Origin of the sequence: Pontibacter flavimaris (assembly GCF_001907195.1) — a bacterium.
Taxonomy (GTDB): Bacteria; Bacteroidota; Bacteroidia; order Cytophagales; family Hymenobacteraceae; genus Pontibacter; species Pontibacter flavimaris.
This window is the reverse complement of record NZ_LVWA01000003.1, coordinates 54,139-76,514: the sequence shown is the minus strand read 5'-3', so window position 1 is coordinate 76,514 and position 22,376 is coordinate 54,139. Positions and strand designations below refer to the sequence as shown.

Below are 22,376 nucleotides of genomic sequence, written 5' to 3'. Positions count from 1 at the left end.
ATAACAAGTATAAAACAGGAAGGCCGCCCACGTATGGGCGGCCTTCCTGTTTTATACTTGTTATACTTTGCCTAAGTTTATACTTTGCTTCCCTGCCTACCAGGCGTTTTCCTTTTTAAAGATTGAGATGGACAGCCGGATCTTATAGTAAGCGTAAGCTTCGTTCAGCAATTCAAATATGTCCTTTAGCTTAGCATCCACCCCCAGCTTGGCAATAGCCTTGGCAATGACTTTATACTCTGCCCGGCTCACATACCGCTCCAAATCAACCGGATACCCCTGCTCAAAGAGCGTGGCCAGGTGCGAAAACACCGTCACCGGGTTCAGGTTTCGTTCTTTGGCAATCAGCTCCACGCTGTAGCCTTGCTGCAGGAGCTCCAGCGTTGCCAGGTGCGTGGCGCCTTTCAGCTTGTTGCCTTTATTCTGTTCCTCGTTTATAAAGTCGATGATCTCGGTGATGAAAGCATCGCCGTAGCGCTCATACTTCTGGGCACCCACACCGGATATGGCTAGCATCGCGATCTTATTCGTCGGGCGCTCGGCAGCCATCTCCTGCAGGGTGGCGTCGGTAAAGACCACGTAGGGCGGCACCCCGTACTCGTCGGCCAGGCTTTTGCGGAGCGTGCGCAGCTTTTCGAACAGCGCGTCTTTGATCAGCTCGCGCTTCGGGCGGGCTTTCACAGCGGGCTCCTCCTGCTTCACTTCCTCAAACTTCACGAGCTGCACCCTGCGTCCCTCAAACAGCACCTGCTTGCTCTGCTCCGTCAGTTTCAAGGTATAGCCCTGGTCGTAGGCCATCTCGATCAGCCCCTCGTTCAGCAGTTGGTGCAGGTAACGGTTCCAATCCAGGGTGCTGATGTCACGGCCGGCGCCGTAGGTTTTCACTTTATCAAATCCACCCTGTAGCACCTGCGCGTTGCGGGCGCCACGCAGCACATCCACCAGCAGGCTCATGTTGGCGCGCTCCTGCGTGCGGGCAATGGCGGAAAGGGCTTTCTGGGCGATCACGGTTCCGTCGAAGCGGGTGGGCGGGTTGCGGCAGATATCGCAGTTGCCGCAGTCTTGGGGCATGGTCTCGCCGAAGTACTGCAGCAATATGCGCCGACGGCAGGCGGCGGCCTCGGCGAACTGCTGCATACGCTCCAGCTTTACAAGCTGCAGCTCCGTCTGTGTCTCGTTCTGGTTGTCCTGCAGCATACTGCGCATGCTCATCACGTCGGCATAACTGTAAAACAGCAGCGCATCCGACTTGGACCCATCGCGCCCGGCACGCCCGATCTCCTGGTAATATCCTTCAATGTTCTTTGGCAGGTTGTAATGAATCACCCAGCGCACATTCGATTTATCGATGCCCATCCCAAAGGCAATGGTAGCGCAAACGATCTGCACGTCATCGTTCAGGAACTCCTCCTGCGCCTTAGCCCGGGCATTGGCCGACATGCCAGCATGGTAAAAAGTGGCGTTGAAGCCGCTGCGCTTGAGCTTATCGGCAAGCGATTCCGTGGCTTTGCGGCTGAGGCAGTAGATGATACCCGGCTGGTTTGGCCTTTTAGAGAGGAACTCCGTGATCTTGTTGAACCGGTCGCGGCCGGGCTTCACCATCAGGTTGATGTTGGGCCTGTCGAAAGAGGAAAGGTATACTTGAGGATTGCGCAGGTACAGTTGCTCCTGAATGTCTTTCTGCGTCAGCCTGTCGGCGGTGGCGGTGAGGGCGATGACGGGAATATCCGGGAACTGCTGCTTCAGGGCCTTCAGCTGGGTGTACTCCGGGCGGAAATCGTGGCCCCAGGAGGAAATACAGTGCGCCTCATCCACGGCAAAGAGCGATACTTTTATGCGGCGCAGGAAGGCCAGGAAGCCGGAGGAAAGCAGTTTCTCAGGCGATACGTAGAGCAGCTTCAGCTTCCCTTCCAGGCACTGGTTCTCGATCACGTACTGCTGCTCGGCGCTCTGGGAGCTGTTGATGTAGGCCGCCGGGATGCCGTTTGCCAGCAGCGCCTCCACCTGGTCCTTCATCAGCGCAATCAGCGGTGAGACAACCACGCACATTCCCGGCTGCACCACCGCCGGCACCTGGTAGCACACGGATTTTCCGCCGCCCGTCGGCATCAGCACCACCACATCCTTGCCCTGCAGCACCCCCTCAATGATCTGCTCCTGCATGGGGCGGAACTGCTCGTATCCAAAATATAATTTCAGGGCCTCTCTCGCCTCTCGTATCGTCGCCATAATTATAATCTCCGACACAGGGGTCTACCTGCTTCGCTTGTGTTCATTATAATCCAAAGATAACCATAATGGCACGTAATTACGAGAAAGCAAGCTGCATTTAAGACTTGCAGAACCATAGAAGCCTGCTGTCGTACCTTTAACCATACATAAAAAGTTTAAGCTATGAAATCAGAGATAACCAACAACCTGGAGCATGTGCTGGTAAAGTGCATGACCGCCTGCGAAACCTGTGCCACTTTGTGCCTGCAGGAAGACGACGTGAAAATGATGGTGAAGTGTATCATGACAGACCGCGACTGCGCCGATATCTGTTTGCTGACGGCACAGTTTGTGGCTCGCAACTCGCCGCATGCCAAGCACGTGATGAAGGAGTGCATTGAGATCTGCCGCCAATGCGAAGAGGAGTGCCGCAAGCACCAGCACGACCATTGCCAGAAGTGCGCCGACGCCTGCCGCGAGTGCGCCGAGGCTTGCCAGAACTGGCTGCAGCAGGCTTAAGCTATACTTAGCCCAAACTTTAGAAGATCATATCCAAAATGGCCGTGATAACAGAAAGCACCAAACTAAACAGCAGCGCCCAGATAAAGCCATCCACGGCAAAACCGGCGATCAAATAATCGGCCAGAAGTATGATGACGGCGTTGATGACGAGCAGGAAAAGACCCAGCGTAAGTATGGTAACGGGAATGGTGAGAAATACAAGAATAGGCCGCACGATGGCGTTCAGCACCGCCAGCACCAGCGCCAGTATAAGCGCCGTCAGGAAACCGTCTATCGACACGCCAGGCAACACATATGCGGCTAACATGGCCGCAGCACCGGTTAGGAGAAGTTTAATGATGAATCCCATAGTTTTATATCTTTTGTTAAATATAGATTAAACAGGTTATAGCTGTTGCGCTATACATACGGAATCAGAAGTATAAAGTATGGCTCTTGCCTAAAGTATAAAAAGAGCGCCCGCAACGGCTGCTGCGGGCGCTCTAAAAAGTATAAACTTATACTTTGGTGTTTGTCTAAAACTGCGCCTCCAGTCGCTGCTGCGACACAGCCATCCAGTTCACCAGCTTCATCAGCAGGCGGGCGCCCACGTTGCCGTTCCACTCGCTCTCACCGGGGGCCACCTCGCACAGGTCGAAGCCGATGATCTCGCGGCCGGATTTCACCAACTGCTTGATCAGGTACACCGCCTGCTCAAACTCCAGCCCTCCCGGAACAGGCGTGCCTGTGGCCGGACAAAGTTTCGGGTCCAGGCCGTCGATGTCAAAGCTGATGTATACTTTCTGGGGCAGCTGTGCGATGATTTTCTTGCACTCCTTTTTCCAACTGTCGCCGGCATACAGGTTCTCCTTCAGGGTGGCGTCGTAGAAAATGGTCACACGGCCGTTGGACTGCTCCGCCAGTTCCGCCTCTGCCTGGCAAATATCGCGGATGCCGACCTGCACCAGCTTCTTCACCTGCGGCAGCTTCAGGGCGTTAAACATGATGGACGCATGCGAGAACTCAAAACCCTCATACGCGTCACGCAGGTCGGCGTGTGCGTCTACCTGCAGAATGCCGAATTCCTCGTGCTTCTCGGCCAGCGCATGCATCAGTCCCAGCGGGGTGCTGTGGTCGCCGCCCAGTACGCCTACCAGTTTGCCCTGCTCTAAGTATGCCAGGGATTTTTGATTCAGCCATGCCAGCAGCTCCTCCCCTTTGGCCGTTACCTCGGCGGGCAGGTGCTCAAACTCACCTCTGCCCACCTCCGGGCTTCCGGCCTCCAGCCAGTTAATGTAGGCCTCTGCCTTGTCGCGTAGGGCCTCACTTGTCGCTGCCCACTCCATGGAGACGTCTTCCATGGCCACGCCCAGTTTCCAGGCATCCTTTATACCTGGCTCAAACAGGTCGAGCTGCGGAGAGGCATCTTTAATGGCCTGTGGGCCTTGCGCCGTGCCCGCGCTGTAGGATACCGTTACCTCCCAGGGCATCGGTATGATCACCACCTCCGACTCTTCCACGGTGAATGGCAGGCCAAAAAGATTGCCACTGCTATCGCCCACGCCGTTCGGGTCGAAATTCTGTATTTTCTGTTCTTTGCTAGTCATGAGTTCTTTCAGCTGAGTATGCTTCTATTGCTTGCTGCGAGCCACTGCTCAGCAGCTCTTTCACAAAGTTAGGCAATGCAAAGGCAGCCGCATGTATTTCTTCGTTGTAGTACTTCAGGCCCTGCTCCCTCGAGAATCGGGCTGCCGCCGCACGATCAAAGTTCAGCGGGGTGGAGTTTCCTTTGGATGAATACGAGAAGCTCCAGGTACCAGTCGGGTATGTCGGGATGGCTGCCAGGTAGCAATGCACCTTATTTTCTCCAAAAATCTGCTTGTACGTGTCGTAGATCTCCACAAACACAGCACTGTTAAAGCGCGGCGACTCCGATTGCGTGATCATCACCCCGTCCGGCGTCAGGCAGCGGTGCACCTGGCTGTAGAATTCCGCCGTGAACAGGCCCTCCCCCGGCCCTACCGGGTCGGCAGAATCCACAATGATCAGGTCGTAGCGGCCGTCCTCACACGCGTTGATGTACTTGATGCCATCTTCCACCAGCAGGTTCAGGCGCGGGTTGTCAAAGGAAACGGCGGTTTCGGGCAGGTGCAGTTTGCAGGCCTCGATCACCAACTCGTCTATCTCCACCAGCGTCACCTCCTCCAGTTGCTCGTAGCGCAGCAGCTCGCGCACCGTGCCGCCGTCGCCGCCACCGATGACCAGGGCGCGCCTGGCTTTGCTGTGGCTCATCATGGGCACGTGCGTGATCATCTCGTGGTACACGTACTCATCCTTCTGTGTGCACATCACCATGCCGTCCAGCGTCAGCAGGTTGCCGTAGGCCAGCGTCTCGATCACCTCCACGCGCTGGTACGGCGAGTCTTTTTTGTAAAGTTGCTTGCCCGTATGCTTTAGCGACAAGGCGATGTTCTCGTCGCGCTCCGTAAACCACACATCCCGGGTAATGGTGCCCGCCTCCTCTTGCGGCTTCGGAGACACATCGCGCAGCTGCTCCAGGCTAAAATCATTGCGCTTGAGCAAGCCCAGTTGACCCCGACGCAGCTCCATGGACGAACCGTGCCCGGACTCGAAGGCTTCTTTCAGGTACATATAAGATACCCAGGGATCCACAGAGTCGCCGCAAGTAAAAAGGTCTACGGCGGCATAGCCGTACTCCGGCCAGGTATGGATAGCCAGGTGGCTTTCCTGAATCACCACCACGCCGGAAACGCCATAGGGCGAAAAGTGGTGGAACGTGCTGTTGATGACGGTGGCACCGGCTGTTTCGGCAGCGGCTACCATACTGTTCTCGATGTGAACAACGTCGTTCATCAGTTCCGGCGAGCAATCGTAAAATTCAACTAAAATGTGTCTGCCTAAAGCGTTCATCAATGGGGATGGAAGGTTAAAAAAATGATAAGGGTGCAAAAAAACGAAATCCGGCTCTATTATCAAAGGTGAAACATGGGCACAAGGTTATACTTCGCTGCCCGTCAAAGGGTTAATAATTTACGGTGTTTGCTGCCATCAGGCAGTGGCAGGTGCCGGGCGGGCTATTTCACCGGCAGCTCCTGCTCCACCAGGTACTCTACCTTATGCTCCTCGGCCATGTCCTCGAACATGTCAAAGGCATTATCGATGGCAGCGAACTCCTTGAGCAGCTGAAACCGCGCCACGTGGTAGATCAGGAACAGCTCCGCCTGCGTGAAGTTGGCCTTGGTGATGAAGCTGTAGTACTCGCCCTGGTCCTGGGTTTCGGATCTATACTTTTGGATGAGCTTAAAGAGCACGCTCAGGTTCTTGAGGTAGGGGCCAAGGGAGTTTTGGTAAAAGGAAAAGTGGTAGGTGAAGTAATCCCGGAAAAGTTGCTGCAGGGCCACCGCTGTTTTTTCGTGCGGCTCCAGGGCGCGTGTTTTCTGCACATAGGAGGTGAGCACCTTCTCCTGAAAGAAGACAAAAAAGTTAGACCCGCGCCAGTCGCTTTTGTTGATGTCGTAGGCGACCAGGGAGTTGATGATGTCGTTGTGCTTCTGGATGAAGCTGATGTAGAGGGTGGAGAAATTCTGCTGCTGAAAGATCTTCTGCGTCTTGTGCAGCTCGAAGCGCTGCAGCTCAAACTCCCGTTTCTGGTAGGTGAGCGTGGCAAAGAAAAGAAACACGCCGGCCAGCGCCCACAGCGACCCGACAATGCCGCCAATGAACTCGCCGTACTGCCCGAAAACCCCTTCCCGGTCGGCAGGGTCGAGGTAAAGCTCTTCGGCGAGGTTAAATTTTATCGTGCCCCACACCAGCACCACCGCTCCTGTCAGGATCAGGATGTAACCGGTTATCTCATACTTGCTGAGTCGTTGTTTTGGCTGTGGCATGCTGGAAGTATAACTTCACATTGGTTGTGCAGCGACTTATACTTATACTTATACTTATACTTATACTTATACTTATACTTATAAAGTATGGCTTCCCATAAAAGATAGGCTACACTACTGCAATGCGCCTCAGTCGGTTTCCATCAGATTGGTTTTGCCCAGGTCAAAGTTTCGGATGATCTCGATGATGTGCAAAAACGTCTTGGAGTCGAAAAACAGCAGCAGCGGCAACTCCACGCTTCTGGAGTTATGGGTAAAGCGGGTGATGACGGTGAACACGAGCGGCTGAAACAGCGGGTGCTGCACCAGGATATCCTTCAGCGAGTCTGCAATGTAGCCTTTCGGCGCCTTGGGGGGCGAGCCATAGATACTGGCCTTCAGGATGTTGGCCATCTGAGTGACAAGCGCGCCGGTAATAATATTGCTGATCTCCAGCAGCAGCGACTCCTGCATAACCGATAGTTCCCCTTTCGGCACCTCCTCCATGCCCAGGCACACCTGCGAGAGGCGAACAACGTGGTCATCGGAGAAAAGCATCAGCGTGGCGCCATTAAAGTCTCCCTTGATATCTGATTGTATGATAATGTGCGAGTCCTCGTACTCGGATACCAGCCCCAGAAGCTCTTTCACATCTATCAGCTTAATATCGGGCACTTTCAGCAACACCCTGTCTTTGGCAATGGCTGCAAAAGAGTCGGCGGCACGCGCCAGTCCAATATTAAGTATCTCTTTGATAATATCTCTCTCTAACTCTGAAATCTGAGCTTCCATCATCATAGTTGTCTCGTTTGTAATTGATTTACCCATCGCCTCAAACCTGCTTTCTATGTACAAAGTAGCGCGTAATCGCCGGCACATCCAGCACCAAACATACTTTGCCGGTGCCTAACAGCGTAACGCCTCCATAAATATCTATCTGGTCCAGCGGCTTGCTTAGCGGTTTCACCACTATGTCCTGCTGCCGGTAAAGTTTATCTACAATCAGGCCGAGCTTCCTGTTGTTGTAAGACACGATGATGATGTTCTGCACCTGTCCTTTCAGCCGGCTCTTGTCACCGAGGTCCATTTCTCCCTCCGGGGCATTCAAAAGCTCGTTCAGGTAAACTACCGTAACGGTCTCCCCTTGCAGGTTGGCAATAAGCACGCCGCCAACCTCGTGCAGCTCATCCTTGTCCAGCGACACTACCTGGTCGGTGTGTATGAGCGGGATGGCAAAGTATATGCTGTCCACCTCGAACAGCAGTGCGCCTTTTACCGCAATGGATGAAGGCAATTGCAGGCTGAAGGTGGTGCCTTTCCCCTTCTCCGAGCTTACATTGATACGGCCTCCGATGGAATCGATGGCGTTCTTCACCACATCCAGCCCTACGCCGCGACCGGAAAACTCTGTTACCTCCCTTGCCGTGGAGAAGCCCGGCTCAAACAACAGTGACAGCACCTCATTGTCTGCCATGCCCCGCGCTGCATCTGCGGAGATAAGCTGCTTCTCCACTGCCGCGCGCTTCACCAGCTTCAGGTCAATGCCCCTGCCGTCGTCCTGCAGCCGGAGCAGCACGTTCTCGCGGTCGCTCTGTGCCGTCAGCCGCAGCACGCCCACCCTGCTCTTGCCTTTTGTCTCGCGCTCCTCGGGCTTCTCCAGGCCATGTGTGATGGCATTGCGTACCAGGTGCAGCAGCGAGTCCGCCATAATCTGCAGGATGTTCCGGTCTATCTGTATGTCATGGCCCTGCAGCTCCAGGTTCACCTGCTTTCCCTCGGCGGAGGCCACGTCCCGCACAATGCGCGGAAACTTGTTAAACAGCGACCCGATGTTTACCAGACGCGCGTCCATCACGCTGTACTGCAGCTCCTCGGTGATGCGGTACAGGTGCGAGCTCACGTTTTTCAGCTCATCATTATTCAACTCGCGGCTGATGGAGAGAACGCGGTCGCGGTCTATCATCAACTCCCCCACCAGGTTCATCATGTGGTCCAGCTTCTTGATCTGAATGTATATCAGTTCAGAAAGTGCCAGGTTTTTAGAAGTGTTATACTTCTGTACCTTGGCCAGCTCGATGGTACTGTCGGAGAGGTTCTCCACAATGATGTCGAGGTTGCGCAGCAGCAAAGGGTCCGGCTCGCCATAACCTGGGTTGTCCACGTTATGGATCAGCTCCCCGAGCAGGTCGATGCCATCGAACAGCACCTTCACCACCTCATCGCTGAACGAGAGCTCCTTGTTGCGGATAAGGCTAAAGGCCGTCTCCAGCTTGTGCGACACGTCCGAGATCTGCAGGTACCCGATCGCCTTGGAGTTAGCCTTCAGGTTATGCAGCAGCCGGAAGATCTCGGCCAGCGTCTCTTCGCTCTCCGGCTCTCGTTCCAGTGTGCTGATATGCCTGTTGAGTGCATCAAAATACTCTAAGGCCTCGGCTATAAATATTTCTTTATACTCCTGTTCTCTCGATTTCATATGTACCGTCAGTTGTACTGACCTGCTGCCCTGCCACATACTTGTTCAGGAAAACCGGAATTTCCTGCAATGGCAGTACTTCGTTTATATATCCGCTTTCGATGGCAGATTTAGCCATTCCGAAAATGGTGGAGGTTTCCTCATCCTGCGCCACCACAATGCCTCCGCATGCTTTGATATGAGCGGCACCCGCTGTGCCGTCTTTTCCCATGCCTGTCAGGATCACCCCAACCACCTGCCTTACCGAGCTGCGCGCCACAGACTGCATGAGCAGGTCTATGGAGGGCTGGTCGAAAAGCGATGTTTTCTCATCCGAGAAGGCAATCATCAGGTTCGCCCTGTTTCCCATCACCGTCTGCACCACCATGTTCCTTCCTCCCGGCGCCACAATCACTTTCCCAGGCTTTAGCTTCAGGCCTCTGCGGCCTTCCACCACTTTCAGGGGCGTCTGCGCCTGCAGCCTTTCGGCATAGGTGCGGGTAAAACTTTGCGGCAGGTGCAATGCCACCAGCACCGTTGCCTCCAGATCCGGCGAGAGTTGCCTGACGATGTGCTCCACGGCCTGGGTGCCCCCTGTAGAGGCACCGATCACGATCACGGTTTCGGATGTGGCCTTTGCAGAAAGGGCAGCTGGCGTTTCATTCCACTCTACTACCTCCTGTTGCAGCACCTCATAGCGGAGCTGTGCATCATGCAGATTGCTTTGCCGCACTGCCATTACTTTCTGCAGCACCTCCCGGGCTATACTTCTGTAATTGGTATAGTAGCGGCTCTTCCCGGGTTTCAGTACCACGCCGTAAACGCCTAGTTCCACAGCCTGCTTCAGTAGTTCAAGGGTCAGCTGCTCCTGCTGCAGCAACAGGAGCACCGGCACAGGCACCTCGCCAAAGATGCGCTTCAAAGCAAGCAGGTTTCCGTTCTTCGGCAGGTCGTGGTCCAGCACCACCAGTTCGGCCCTATTCGCTTTCAACGACTTCAGGAGCTCGTCCCCATCGGCTGCCAAATCCGTTATCTGCACGCCAGGTGCAGACCCAATAATATCCTGCAACACCATCCTGGAATAGCTAGAGCTATCCGCAATCAGCACACGCAACATTGTATCTTTCTCCTCCACTCCTTAAACTCTGAAGCACTCCCTTCCTCCGCAATGCCGCCTGCTACTTAGTCGGCTCGCCGGCGAGCACTTTGCTTACCACCTCCAGCACATTCTCTTCCGAGAAAGGCTTCACGATGTAGGACTTGGCGCCATACTCCATAGCCTCGTTCACGATAACCTCCTGGCCTACGGCGCTCACGATAATCACTTTCTGCTCCGGCTGCTCTGCGCGGATGCCCTTCAGCACCTCCAGGCCTGTGTTATCCGGCAGGATCACGTCCAGCGTGATGAGGTCAGGCTTTGTCTCGCGGGCCAGCTCCAATGCCGTTTGCCCGTTCGGCGCCTCCCCCACAATCTCGTAGCCTGCATCAGTCAGCATGTTCTTCAGCATCGTGCGCATGTAGAAGGAGTCATCAACAATCAGTATTCTTTTCATACTTAGTAAAGTATAGTTTCAGATATTATAAGTTCGGCAGTTGGCTCACCTCGTCCTGTGTCAGGATCTTGTGCATATCCAGCACAATGATGAGCCTGTTGTCGGTTTTGGCGATGCCTTCGATAAAGTTCTCGCTTACGCTCACATCCTGCAGGAACGAGGGGGCTTTGTCTATTTTGGTCAGCGCCAGGTTCAGCGACTGCGGCACCTCCTTCACATCCACCCCGATGCTGTAGTCGTCAGCCTCCACCACCAACGTATAACTTGTCGTCAGTTCGGCCTTCTCAGGATTTGGCCTGATGTTAAAGCGCTTCTCCAGGTCGATGATAGCGATGATATCCCCACGGATATTGGCCACGCCTTTCACAAAGTCCGGCGTGCGGGGCATGCGGGTGATACCGGGGGTCACCGTTACCTCCTTCACCTGGTCTATTCTGATGGCATATTCCTCGGTGCCCAGCCTGAACACGATGAGGTGCACCATTTCGGTGTTTACCTGCTCGCGGACAGTCTCCGATGTGGTGCTGTCCTGTTTTTCTGTAGTAGGCTCAGCCTTAGCAGCCACTGGCTGCGCATCGGCAGGTTCAGGCATAGTCGTCTTCTTTAGAGATTTTACTTCCTTTCCCATTAATTCTTCTTGCCGTCTCCCAGTCTCATGGTGTCATTAATTTTGCGTGGCGAGTCCGTTGCCACTCTTTTATTACCAGTCTGATTTCTTTGCTTGCGCTGGTTATTTGTCGGGATGGAGGCCATCAAGGCCTTTCGCTCGTTAAAAACCAGGTTGCCGTCAATCAGCTTGAAGGCAGAGATACTTACCTGCAGGTCTGCCGCAATATCATTCAGGTTCTGAGACGATGAGGTCAGTTCCTGCATCGAACCCGAGAGTTGCTTGGCCGTGCTGGCTACCTGCTGCGTGCCGGAGGCCGTTTGCTCGGCAATGGCCACCACTTCCTCCACATACTTCACCACATCCCCGATCGTCGTTTTCTGTACTTCTGTAGCGGTAAGGATGTCCTGCGCGGTGCGGAGCGTCTCACCACTGGAGGCAGCAATGTTCTTAAAGGCTCCGGAAGCCTCAAATGTGGCATTCTTTCCTTTCAATACACGTCCCTCCATGGTAGAGATAGCTGTTGCGGCTGAGGCAGTGTCTTTTTTCACATCCTCTACCAGCGTGGCAATCTCACTGGCTGATTTACGCGATCCCTCGGCCAGCTTCCTGATCTCCTCGGCTACCACGGCAAAACCACGACCAGCCTCGCCGGCGCGGGCCGCTTCAATGGCAGCGTTCAGGGCCAGCAGGTTTGTCTGAGAGGCAATGTCAGTGATTACACCAAGTGATTTTGATATCTCCTGCGAGCGTGTGCTCAGTACTTCAATCGTTTTCGACGTAAGAGCTGCCGAGCTGGAGATTTCCTCCATATTCTTCACCACTTCTGCCACTGTCTTCAGACCGATCTGGGAGCTTTCCTCACCAAGAAGGGCCGACTTATTCACCACCTCGGCACGGTTAGCCGTTTCCTTGGTCGCCTTCATGATCTCCTCGATCAGTTTAAAGGCCTGGTCTGTCTTGAGGGCCTGGTTCTGCGCACCCTCGGCCATCTGCTGCATGGCAAGCGCCACATCCAGCGTTACCTTGTTCATCTCCAGCCCTTTGCCAGCCATTTCCTCAGAGGAAGAGCCTACCACCAAAGAGGAATCGTTGATCTCCCCAAGAAGGGCGTTCAGGTTGTCAACGGCAAGGTTCAGCGCGTTGGCCATATCCAGAATATCTCCGGCGGTTTGGGCCTCTACCTTCTGAGTCAGATCACCCTCGGAGATGGCACGTACCACGCGTGATACATCCAGCACCGGCGTTACGATGGACTCCAGCAGGTCGTTCAGCGTGTCTACCAGTTCTTTCCAGCTTCCGCCCACACCCTGCAGGGTAGCGCGTTCGGTCAGTTTTCCTTCCACACCCGCCACCCTGGCCACACGCGAAACCTCGCCGGCCAGGCGGTTCAGGTCAACCACCATGGTATTGATCGTGTCAGCCAGGTCAGCCATCTCTCCCTTCGCCTGCAGCATCAGCTTCTGCGTCAGGTCACCTTTCGACACCGCGGTTACTACTTTCACAATACCACGCACCTGCGTTGTGAGGTTCGAGGCCATCGTGTTTACGTTGTCAGTCAGGTCTTTCCACACCCCGGCCACGTTTGGTACGTTGGCCTGGCCGCCCAGGCGTCCTTCCGTACCTACTTCCAGCGCCACTCTTGTTACCTCCCCGGCAAAGATGTTCAGGGAGTCCACCATGCGGTTCATGTTCTCCTTCAGCTCATTCAACTCACCCTTCACATCCACGGATACTTTCTGGGTCAGGTCGCCTTTCGCTACTGCCGTGGCCACTTTGGCGATGTCGCGCACCTGCAGTGTCAGGTTGGAGGCCATGGTGTTCACGTTATCGGTCAACTCCTTCCAGGTACCACGTACTTTCGGCACGTTGGCCTGCCCACCGAGGCGACCTTCCGTACCCACCTCACGGGCCACGCGGGTTACCTCGTCGGCAAAGATGTTGAGCGAGTCCACCATCTGATTCAGGTTCTCCTTCAAATCAAGGAGCTCGCCACGGGCCTCCACGGTAATCTTCTGGCTCAAATCGCCTTTCGCCACCGCGGTGGCTACTTTGGCAATATCTCGTACCTGAGAGGTCAGGTTACTGGCCATGTAGTTTACGTTATCGGTCAGGTCTTTCCAGGTTCCGCCCACGTTTGGCACATTGGCCTGGCCGCCCAATTTACCCTCAGTTCCTACTTCTCTGGCCACGCGGGTTACCTCATCACCAAAAATATTGAGCGAGTCCACCATCTGGTTCAGGTTCTCCTTCAAATCAAGGAGCTCGCCGCGCGCCTCCACGGTGATTTTCTGGCTCAGGTCGCCTTTAGCTACCGCGGTAGCCACCTTAGCTATACCCCGCACCTGCGTTGTCAGGTTGGAGGCCATGATATTTACGTTGTCTGTCAGATCTTTCCATACCCCGGCTACGTTCGGCACGTTGGCCTGGCCGCCCAGGCGCCCTTCCGTACCTACTTCCAAGGCCACTCTTGTTACCTCTCCTGCAAAAATGTTGAGCGAGTCCACCATGCGGTTGATGTTCTCTTTCAGCTCGGCCATCTCCCCTTTCACGTCCACCGATACTTTCTGCGTCAGGTCTCCCTTCGCAACGGCAGTAGATACATTCGCGATGTCGCGCACCTGAGAGGTCAGGTTGGAAGCCATTGTGTTTACGTTATCTGTCAGGTTTTTCCAGGTTCCGCCAACATTCGGCACATTCGCCTGGCCACCCAGCTTACCCTCTGTACCCACTTCGCGGGCCACACGAGTTACTTCATCAGCAAAGATGTTGAGCGAGTCCACCATCTGGTTCAGGTTCTCCTTCAGGTCGGCAAGCTCACCTTTTACATTTACCGTAATCTTCTGGCTCAAATCGCCCTTGGCCACTGCCGTTGCTACGTTCGCAATGTCGCGCACCTGCAGCGTCAGGTTGGAGGCCATGGAGTTCACGTTGTCGGTCAACTCTTTCCAGATACCGGCCACGTTCGGCACGTTGGCCTGTCCACCCAGTATACCTTCTGTTCCCACCTCACGTGCTACGCGGGTTACTTCCGCGCCAAACACATTCAGTCGGTCCACCATTTCATTCAGGATATCCTTCAGCTCACCCAATTCGCCTTTCACGTCCACCGACACCTTTTGGGTCAAATCACCCTTGGCCACCGCGGTAGCTACGTTGGCAATGTCGCGCACCTGAGAAGTCAGGTTACCCGCCATCAGGTTCACATTATCGGTCAGTTCTTTCCAGGTTCCTTCTACTCTTGGCACATTGGCCTGGCCGCCTAGTTTACCCTCCGTACCCACCTCGCGGGCCACGCGGGTTACCTCCCCGGCAAAGATGTTGAGCGAGTCCACCATTTGGTTGATGTTCTCCTTCAACTCAGCCATCTCACCACGCACGTTCACCGTGATCTTCTGCGTCAGGTCGCCTTTGGCAACGGCAGTAGATACGTTGGCAATGTCACGCATCTGAGAGGTCAGGTTGGAGGCCATCGTGTTCACGTTGTCGGTCAGGTCCTTCCATACACCACCCACGTTCGGCACTTTCGCCTGGCCGCCCAGGCGTCCCTCTGTACCCACTTCGCGGGCCACGCGGGTTACCTCACCGGCAAATATGTTCAGGGAGTCCACCATGCGGTTGATGTTCTCCTTCAGTTCACTCAGTTCTCCTTTTACATCCACCGATACCTTCTGGGTCAGGTCACCTTTCGCCACCGCCGTTGCTACGTTGGCAATGTCACGCACCTGGAAAGTCAGGTTGGAGGCCATCGTGTTCACGTTGTCGGTCAGGTCCTTCCACACACCGGCTACGTTCGGCACGGATGCCTGGCCGCCGAGGCGTCCTTCGGTACCCACCTCAAGGGCCACGCGGGTTACTTCCCCGGCAAACAGGTTCAGGTTATCGATGGTGCGGTTAATGGTCTCGGCCATCACCTTGAAGTCTCCGGATACCGGAATCTGGAACGTTTCGTCCAGGTTTCCGCGGGAGATATTCTTCAGTACCTTGCCTACCTCAAGAACCGGCACCGCGATAGAATCCACCAGGCCGTTGATGTTGTTGATCATGTCCTTCCAGAAACCGGAGGCATTCTCGGCGGAGGCACGGGCTTTCAGATTACCCTCCACACCGGCTACTTTCGAGATACGCGACACCTCGCCACCTACACCGCCAATCATCTCCACCATCGAATTATAGGCTTCGGCTATATCGGCAAAGATGTCGTCGTTCTGTTTGGTGAGACGCACCGATACGTCACCCTTCTTAAAGGCATCGAGGGCGTACAGCACCCGGTTCAGTTGATCGCTTATATAGTCGGGGTTGCTTGGCAGCTTGCCCTGTCGCTGCTTTTTGGCTGCGGCGGGTTTGTCTGCCCCAGGCTTGGCGGGTTCGGCCGGCTGGTCCATTGCAGTTGCCGGGGCTGCAGGCTTGGCAGGAGCCTCTGCCACGGAAGTGGTGGCGCCTCCTTTCTCAGCCTTTGCCCGGGGAGCGGACTTGTTCTCTTGTTTGGCTTCTACGTCACTGATGAGCTTCTCTTTACTCAACTTCAAGTTTTTACCTAAGGCCATAATTCGTTTGGTTGGAATAGGATATCTGCTAACCTCTTTGCGGCGCCGGAACTACATTTTGGCAGCGTGCGGCAGCACAGCAACAGGTGTACAAGTAGTGCAATTTACTATAAAAGTATGAAATTACGCGGTTTCAGCGAACCTTTATCTTCTAGGCTTCCAGGTATTCCGCTGCCAGCGCTGTGTAGTCGCGGGCTCCGTACGACGATGCATCGTAATCCAGCACGCTTTTCCCGAATGAGGGGGCCTCTGCCAGTTTCACGTTCATGCGGATCTGGCTGCGGAAAATCTTCTCCTTCACGTTCTCCTGCAGGTACTCCAGAACCTCCAGACTCAGCTTGCGGCGCACATCAAACATCACCACTACGATTCCTTTGATTTTAAGTTTTGCGTTGAAAGCTTTTTTTACCTTTTGCACCGTATTCATGATCTGGTCGAGCCCCTGCAGCGTGAGCACTTCCATCTGCAAAGGTATAAGCACCTCCTGCGCCGCTGTGAGGGCGTTCAGGGTCAGCACCGACAGCGAGGGCGGACAGTCTATCAGTATAAAATCGAAGCCTTTGGCCTGGGCAAGTATGGATTGCAGGAACTTCTCCCGTTCCGGCTGCGTCACCAGGGAGATTTCAATATCTACCAACTCATTGGAACCAGGCACCACCCAAAGTCCGTTCTTCTCTACCATTACCTCATTTATACTTTTGTCGCCCTGGAAAACGTCGGCCAGCGTGGCGGACGGGTTGGTAACAGCCAGGGAGTAGGAAAGATTGCTTTGCGGGTCAAGGTCCAGGAGGAGCACTTTTTTGCCCAGCTTGCTGAGCGCGCTGCCCAGGTTTATGGTTGTAGTTGTTTTGCCAGTGCCGCCTTTCTGGTTGATCACGGCCACCACATTAGTCTTCATCGGGTTGGTGTTAAGGGTGCTGTATAGCAGGTAGAGTATCAGTTATGCCACTAAACTATAGAAATAAAGTATGATTTGAAAGTATGCCGGGGCGAAAGAAAATGTCCTTTAGCCTTTATAGTGGTCCAGCAGCAGGCCGGTGGTGACATGGATTTCCTGCCACTGCTTTAGCTCCAGAACCACCGCCACCACGTTGGCGGGCTCCAGGTAGCCAAGCTGCAGCTCATCGGTTAATTCGCGGGCCAGGCGGGTGATGCCGGGGTTATGGGCCACCAGCAGCACCTGCTTCACATGGTCGGGCAGCTCGCCCAGGCTTTTGATCAGGAATCTTTCGCGGGCGTTATACAGGTCGGGGTCGTAGGTAATCTGCTCCTCGCCAAAGTATAAGCGGCCGGCAATTAGGCGGGCCGTAGCATTGGCCCTGTTGGCCGGACTGGCCAGAATCGCATCGACTTTCGAAAATTTTTCACGCAGCCATTTTCCGGCATTCCGGGCCTGCTGCTGGCCAAGCGGGGTAAGCTCCCGTTCAAAGTCAGGCTGAAGCGGAAATGGGTCATACGCTTCGGCATGGCGGCAGAGAAGTACAATTCTTTGCATAGATTCTGTCAGGTGAACGTATAGGTATAGCACCGGTCCGGCGCGGGGCCAGCTGGCTTTTCACGCGTAGTTAAACCCCTGTTATACGGATGAGGTTGTAATTGTTGAAAAAAAAATTTGAACTTTGGGCAAATATTGGCCTTGTTTGCCTGTAAATCTAAAGGATGATAAAAAACTTAGTCATAGTAGAGTCGCCTGCCAAGGCAAAAACGATAGAGGGATATTTAGGGAAAGACTTTATTGTGAAGTCCAGCTTCGGCCACGTGCGCGATTTGCCTAAAGACAATAACGCCATCGACATTGCACACGGGTTCAAGCCTACTTACGTCATCTCCAGTGATAAGCGGGAGGTGGTGGCGCAACTGCGCAAGCTGGCCAAAGAGGCCGAGGTAGTCTGGCTCGCATCGGACGACGACCGCGAGGGAGAAGCCATTTCGTGGCACCTGACCGAGGCCCTGAACCTGAACGATAGCAAGACACGCCGCATCGTCTTCCGGGAGATCACCAAAAACGCCATCCTCAATGCCATCAGCACCCCGCGCGGCATCGACATGGACCTGGTAAACGCCCAGCAGGCACGCCGCATACTTGACCGCCTGGTTGGTTTCGAGCTGTCGCCGGTGCTCTGGAAGAAGATCAAGACCGGGCTTTCCGCCGGCCGCGTGCAGTCGGTGGCCGTGCGCCTGGTGGTGGAGCGCGAGCGCGAGATTGAGCGCCACAAAGCAGAAGCCACGTTCCGGATCACAGCTAACTTTGATGTGGAGGGACGCACGCTGGAGGCGGAGCTTCCGCAGAAGTTCAAGACAGAGGATGAGGCGCAGGCTTTCCTGCAGCAGTGTATCGGTGCCGCCTATACCATCGAGAACCTGGAGCAGAAGCCGCTCAAGCGAAGCCCTGCCCCGCCGTTCACGACCTCTACCCTGCAGCAGGAAGCCAGCCGCAAGCTATACTTCTCGGTGGCCCAAACCATGACTGTTGCGCAACGCCTGTACGAAGCCGGTAAAATTTCTTACATGCGTACTGACTCCGTAAATTTATCGGAAGAGGCAATACAAGGTGCATCTAATGCTATTCAGAATTCTTTCGGGGAGAAATATGTAAAGACGCGCCGTTTCAAAACAAAATCGGCATCTGCACAGGAAGCGCACGAAGCCATCCGCCCGACCGATTTTTCGCAGCTTACTGCCAGCAGCGACCGCAACGAGCAGCGCCTGTATGAACTGATCTGGAAACGCGCCATCGCCTCCCAAATGGCTGACGCGGAGATTGAGAAAACCACCGTTACCATCGGCATCTCCACGCAACCGGACCAGAAATTACTGGCAACCGGCGAGGTGATCAAGTTTGAGGGCTTCCTGAAAGTATACATTGAGTCGAAAGACGATGAGGAGGAGGGCGCTGACGAGGATGTGAAGGGCATGCTGCCGCCGCTGCGCATCGGGCAAAGTATAAACCTGCGCCAGATGCTGGCCACGCAGCGCTACAGCCGTCCGCCGGCCCGCTACACGGAGGCCAGCCTGGTGAAGAAATTGGAGGAAATGGGCATCGGGCGCCCGTCTACCTACGCCCCTACCATCTCCACCATCCAGAAGCGTGGCTACGTGGAGAAAGACAGCCGCGAAGGCAAGGAACGTAATTTCCAAGTGCTTACGCTGAAAGGCGACAATATCACCACCCAGACCAAAACCGAAATTACGGGTGCCGAGAAGGCCAAGCTCTTCCCCACGGATACGGCCATGGTGGTGAACGACTTCTTGGTGGAGCACTTCCCGAACGTGATCGACTACTCCTTCACGGCACGCGTGGAGGCTGAGTTTGACGAGATCGCGCAGGGCACGAAGGAGTGGGAGAACATGCTGGATCAGTTCTACCAGAAATTCCACGAGCGCATCGAGTCGAGCGAGAATGTTTCCAGGGCTGATGTTTCCGGCGCGCGCGAGCTGGGCACTGACCCGGTGACAGGCAAAACGATCATCGCCAAGCTGGGGCGCTACGGTCCGTATGTGCAGTTGGGTGAGGAGAACGAGGAAACGGGCGAGAAACCCGTGTATGCCAGCCTGCGCAAAGGCCAGTTTATCGAGAGCCTGGCGCTGGAGGACGCGCTGGAACTGTTTAAGCTGCCCCGCATTGTGGGGGTGTATGAGGAGAAGGAAATGAAGGCCGCCATCGGCCGCTTCGGTCCCTACATCAGCCACAACAGCAAGTTCTACTCCCTGCCCAAGACGCTGGACCCGCTCAAAGTAACGGCTGAGGAAGCAGTTGCCCTGATTGAGGCGAAGCGCAAGGCCGATGCGGAGAAAGTGATCAAGACGTTCCCTGAGAACCCGGACATCCAGGTGCTAAACGGCCGCTACGGCCCCTACATTGTGGCCGGTAAGAAGAACGTGAAGATACCCAAGGGCAAGGAGCCGAGCGAGCTGACGCTGCAGGAATGCATCGACTTGGCGGAGGCGACGCCGGAGAAGAAAACACGCGGCGGCTTTAAGAAAAAGGCGGATGCCGATAAGCCCGCCGCTGCCAAGAAGCCAGCCGCCAAGGCGAAGAAAGCCACAGCCAAGAAGGCAACGACCGCTAAAAAGGCCGCGCCAAAGAAAAAGGCCTAGCTTAAAGTATAAATCAAACGAAAAGAGCACCTGCAACAGGTGCTCTTTTCGTTTCTATACATTCGTTATTCTTCCTCCGTCACGCCTCTTCTGGAGCCACGGTACAATTCATACTTGAGCAGGCGGCACTCAATGGAGCCATTGTAAAGCGGCACGCGGCGTGAAGTGCGCAAACCCACATTTTTAGCGGCCTCCAGGTTACCGGTAAACACAAAGGCATCATAACCCTGGTAGCTTTGCTTCAGCGTGTCACCTATCTGCTTGTAGAGCAGGTTGATGTCGTCGGACTGAATGCGCTCGTTATAAGGCGGGTTCATTACCACCACGCCATGCCCTTCGGGCGCCTGCGTCTCGAAAAAGTTTGCCTGCTCCACCCGGATCATACTTTCAAGGCCGGCGTTTTCAATATTATTCCGGGCGGCTTCCACGTAGTCTTCGTCCAGGTCGTAGCCGATGATCTGCGCCTGCGGGGCGCTCTTTGCTTTTGCCTCTGCGGTATTCCAAACCAGCTCGAAGAGCTGCTCGTTGTAGTCCTTCCACTTCTCAAAGCCAAAGGGGTCGCGGCGGAAAAGCCCCGGGGCCATGTTCTGCGCCATCAGCGCGGCTTCTATCAGGAACGTGCCGGAGCCGCACATCGGATCAATGAAAGGAGATTTTTTATCCCAGCCAGACAAAGCGATGATGCCCGCGGCAAGCACCTCGTTCAGGGGCGCCACGTTGGTTTGCAGGCGGTAGCCGCGGCGGTGCAGCGAGTCGCCGGAAGAATCGAGCGAAAGCGTGACCACGTTGTCGTGCATGTGCAGGTTCAGGCGCACATCCGGGCGGATCCTGTCCACAGACGGCCGCTCCCCGGTCTTTGCCCGAAACTGGTCCACAATGGCGTCTTTCGTCAGCTGCGACACGTAGAGCGAGTGCTCGAAAGTAGAATGGCTCACCACCGCGTCAATGGCGAAGGTCATGCTCAGGTCCATTATCCCGGTCCAGTCGGTTTTCTGCACCTGCTCGTACAGGCTTTTCTCATCGAGGGCCTTGAACTGGCGGATGGGCTTGAGTATGCGGATAGCGGTACGGCACCACAGGTTGGCCTCGTAGAGCTGGCGCATGTTGCCGGAGCAGGACACGGCGCGGTTGCCCACCTTCACAAACTCCATGTCCAGCGCTTGTAGCTCCTCCGCCAGCACCTCCTCCAGGCCGGAGAGCGTGGTCACGATGATATTAAAATTTTCGGTCGGTGTCTTCTTCGCCATACGTTATACTTTATCCGGTGCAAAGATAGCGGGAAGAGTTAAGAGTTGAGGGTTAAAAGTTAAGAGTCTCGCTTGTTCACTTTTAGCGTTCAGACAACTATCAGCAGTACAATAGACTTGTACGCTGCGTTCTACTAACGTTTAACCATATTATATGCTCCCCAACTCATCACTCTTAACTTTTAACTCTTAACTACTAAAGTTATCTTTACCGCAAATAACCCGCTTATGAGACTGCAGACCGATTTTCCCTTAAAGCCTTACAACACCTTTGGCATCGACGTAAAAGCCCGCCTCTTTGCCCGCTTCGACACGGTAGAGGAGTTGCAGGAGCTGCTACGGCTGCCAGAGCTGAGGCAGGAGCCCAAACTTATACTTGGCGGCGGCAGCAACCTGCTGTTTACAAAGGATTTTGAGGGGGTGGTGCTGCTGAACGGAATAAAGGGCATCCGTAAGATCGGGGAAGATGAGGCGCATGTATACCTGAAAGCCGGCGGCGGCGAAGTATGGCATGCATTTGTGCTGCACACCCTGAACATGAACCTGGGCGGTGTGGAGAACCTTTCGCTGATACCGGGCACAGTGGGCGCCGCGCCGCTGCAGAACATCGGCGCTTACGGCGTGGAGCTGAAAGACGTGTTTCAGGAGCTGGAGGCGGTGCACATGGAGACGGGCGAAGTGCGTGTATTCGATAACGAGGCGTGCCGCTTTGGGTACCGGGAGAGCGTTTTCAAGAACGAGCTGAAAGGGCAGTACATTGTCACGCACGTGGTTTTCAAGCTGCACAAGCAGCATACCCTCAACACCTCCTATGGCGCCATTAAAACCACACTGGAGGAGATGCAGGTACAGGAGCCCAATATTCACCACGTAAGCGCCGCCGTTTGCCACATCCGCCAGAGCAAGCTCCCGGACCCAAAGCAGATCGGCAATGCGGGCAGCTTCTTCAAAAACCCGGAAATTCCGCTAAGCCAGTACGAGGAACTGCAAAAACTTTACCCCGCTATCCCCTCCTACCCGGTCTCCGAAACAACCGTAAAAGTGCCGGCGGGCTGGCTGATCGAGCAGTGCGGCTGGAAGGGCAAGGTGATCGGCAACTACGGCGTGCACAGGAACCAGGCGCTGGTGCTGGTAAACTACGGCGGGGCCAAAGGCGAGGACATCCGCAAGCTGGCTTTTGAGGTCATTGCCTCGGTGAAGGAGAGGTTTGGGATACAACTGAGCCCGGAAGTGAACATCATGTAACACAGGCTGACTTCCATGAAAATTTATA

The 22,376-nt window shown here is 54.9% G+C and carries 17 protein-coding genes; 3 read left to right on the top strand and 14 right to left on the bottom strand.

Features of this window, described 5'->3' with window-relative positions:
• Positions 1-96: 96 nt before the first annotated feature.
• Complete coding sequence (gene recQ, locus A3841_RS02575; protein WP_073850763.1) at positions 97-2,229, bottom strand: DNA helicase RecQ; 2,133 nt, start codon at positions 2,227-2,229, stop codon at positions 97-99.
• Between the two features lie 165 nt (positions 2,230-2,394).
• Between recQ and A3841_RS02570 the strand changes: the two genes are divergently transcribed.
• A complete protein-coding gene (locus tag A3841_RS02570; protein ID WP_073850762.1) occupies positions 2,395-2,730 on the top strand; it encodes a four-helix bundle copper-binding protein in 336 nt (111 codons plus the stop codon).
• A 19-nt stretch (positions 2,731-2,749) separates the two neighbouring features.
• On the opposite strand, the gene A3841_RS02565 is transcribed toward A3841_RS02570, so the two are convergent.
• From A3841_RS02565 to A3841_RS02510, 12 genes are all read right to left on the bottom strand, one after another.
• Positions 2,750-3,082, bottom strand: coding sequence for a phage holin family protein (locus A3841_RS02565; protein ID WP_073850761.1), 333 nt, complete (start codon positions 3,080-3,082; stop codon positions 2,750-2,752).
• A 166-nt stretch (positions 3,083-3,248) separates the two neighbouring features.
• A complete protein-coding gene (locus A3841_RS02560) occupies positions 3,249-4,319 on the bottom strand; it encodes an agmatinase family protein (RefSeq protein ID WP_073850760.1) in 1,071 nt (356 codons plus the stop codon).
• Positions 4,312-5,643, bottom strand: a complete 1,332-nt coding sequence (gene speE, locus A3841_RS02555) for a polyamine aminopropyltransferase (RefSeq protein ID WP_073850759.1) — start codon at positions 5,641-5,643, stop codon at positions 4,312-4,314. The genes A3841_RS02560 and speE overlap by 8 nt, the downstream gene beginning before the upstream one ends.
• Before the next feature lie 164 nt (positions 5,644-5,807).
• Positions 5,808-6,620, bottom strand: coding sequence for a putative phage abortive infection protein (locus A3841_RS02550; protein ID WP_073850758.1), 813 nt, complete (start codon positions 6,618-6,620; stop codon positions 5,808-5,810).
• A gap of 129 nt (positions 6,621-6,749) precedes the next feature.
• Positions 6,750-7,397, bottom strand: coding sequence for a chemotaxis protein CheC (locus tag A3841_RS02545; RefSeq protein ID WP_235861264.1), 648 nt, complete (start codon positions 7,395-7,397; stop codon positions 6,750-6,752).
• A 34-nt stretch (positions 7,398-7,431) separates the two neighbouring features.
• Positions 7,432-9,072 (bottom strand): chemotaxis protein CheA, encoded by a 1,641-nt coding sequence (locus A3841_RS02540; RefSeq protein ID WP_073850757.1) that lies wholly within the window; start codon positions 9,070-9,072, stop codon positions 7,432-7,434.
• Positions 9,047-10,186 (bottom strand): chemotaxis protein CheB, encoded by a 1,140-nt coding sequence (locus tag A3841_RS02535; RefSeq protein ID WP_073850756.1) that lies wholly within the window; start codon positions 10,184-10,186, stop codon positions 9,047-9,049. The genes A3841_RS02540 and A3841_RS02535 overlap by 26 nt, the downstream gene beginning before the upstream one ends.
• A 43-nt stretch (positions 10,187-10,229) precedes the next feature.
• Positions 10,230-10,604, bottom strand: a complete 375-nt coding sequence (locus A3841_RS02530) for a response regulator (protein WP_073850755.1) — start codon at positions 10,602-10,604, stop codon at positions 10,230-10,232.
• A 25-nt stretch (positions 10,605-10,629) separates the two neighbouring features.
• Entirely contained in the window at positions 10,630-11,196 is a 567-nt protein-coding gene (locus A3841_RS02525) for a chemotaxis protein CheW (RefSeq protein ID WP_083610162.1), read from the bottom strand.
• Between the two features lie 35 nt (positions 11,197-11,231).
• Positions 11,232-15,740 (bottom strand): HAMP domain-containing protein, encoded by a 4,509-nt coding sequence (locus A3841_RS02520; RefSeq protein WP_235861263.1) that lies wholly within the window; start codon positions 15,738-15,740, stop codon positions 11,232-11,234.
• 169 nt (positions 15,741-15,909) lie between these two features.
• A complete protein-coding gene (locus A3841_RS02515) occupies positions 15,910-16,656 on the bottom strand; it encodes a ParA family protein (RefSeq protein WP_073850753.1) in 747 nt (248 codons plus the stop codon).
• 108 nt (positions 16,657-16,764) lie between these two features.
• Positions 16,765-17,253, bottom strand: coding sequence for a SixA phosphatase family protein (locus tag A3841_RS02510; protein WP_073850752.1), 489 nt, complete (start codon positions 17,251-17,253; stop codon positions 16,765-16,767).
• A 164-nt stretch (positions 17,254-17,417) separates the two neighbouring features.
• Here A3841_RS02510 and topA point away from each other — a divergent pair, with 164 nt between their 5' ends.
• Entirely contained in the window at positions 17,418-19,856 is a 2,439-nt protein-coding gene (gene topA / locus A3841_RS02505) for a type I DNA topoisomerase (protein WP_073850751.1), read from the top strand.
• Positions 19,857-19,921: 65 nt separating this feature from the next.
• On the opposite strand, the gene A3841_RS02500 is transcribed toward topA, so the two are convergent.
• Positions 19,922-21,103: a THUMP domain-containing class I SAM-dependent RNA methyltransferase gene (locus A3841_RS02500; protein ID WP_073850750.1), complete on the bottom strand. Its 1,182-nt coding sequence runs from the start codon at positions 21,101-21,103 to the stop codon at positions 19,922-19,924.
• Positions 21,104-21,331: 228 nt separating this feature from the next.
• Between A3841_RS02500 and murB the strand changes: the two genes are divergently transcribed.
• Entirely contained in the window at positions 21,332-22,348 is a 1,017-nt protein-coding gene (gene murB / locus A3841_RS02495; protein WP_073850749.1) for a UDP-N-acetylmuramate dehydrogenase, read from the top strand.
• Positions 22,349-22,376 lie beyond the last annotated feature (28 nt).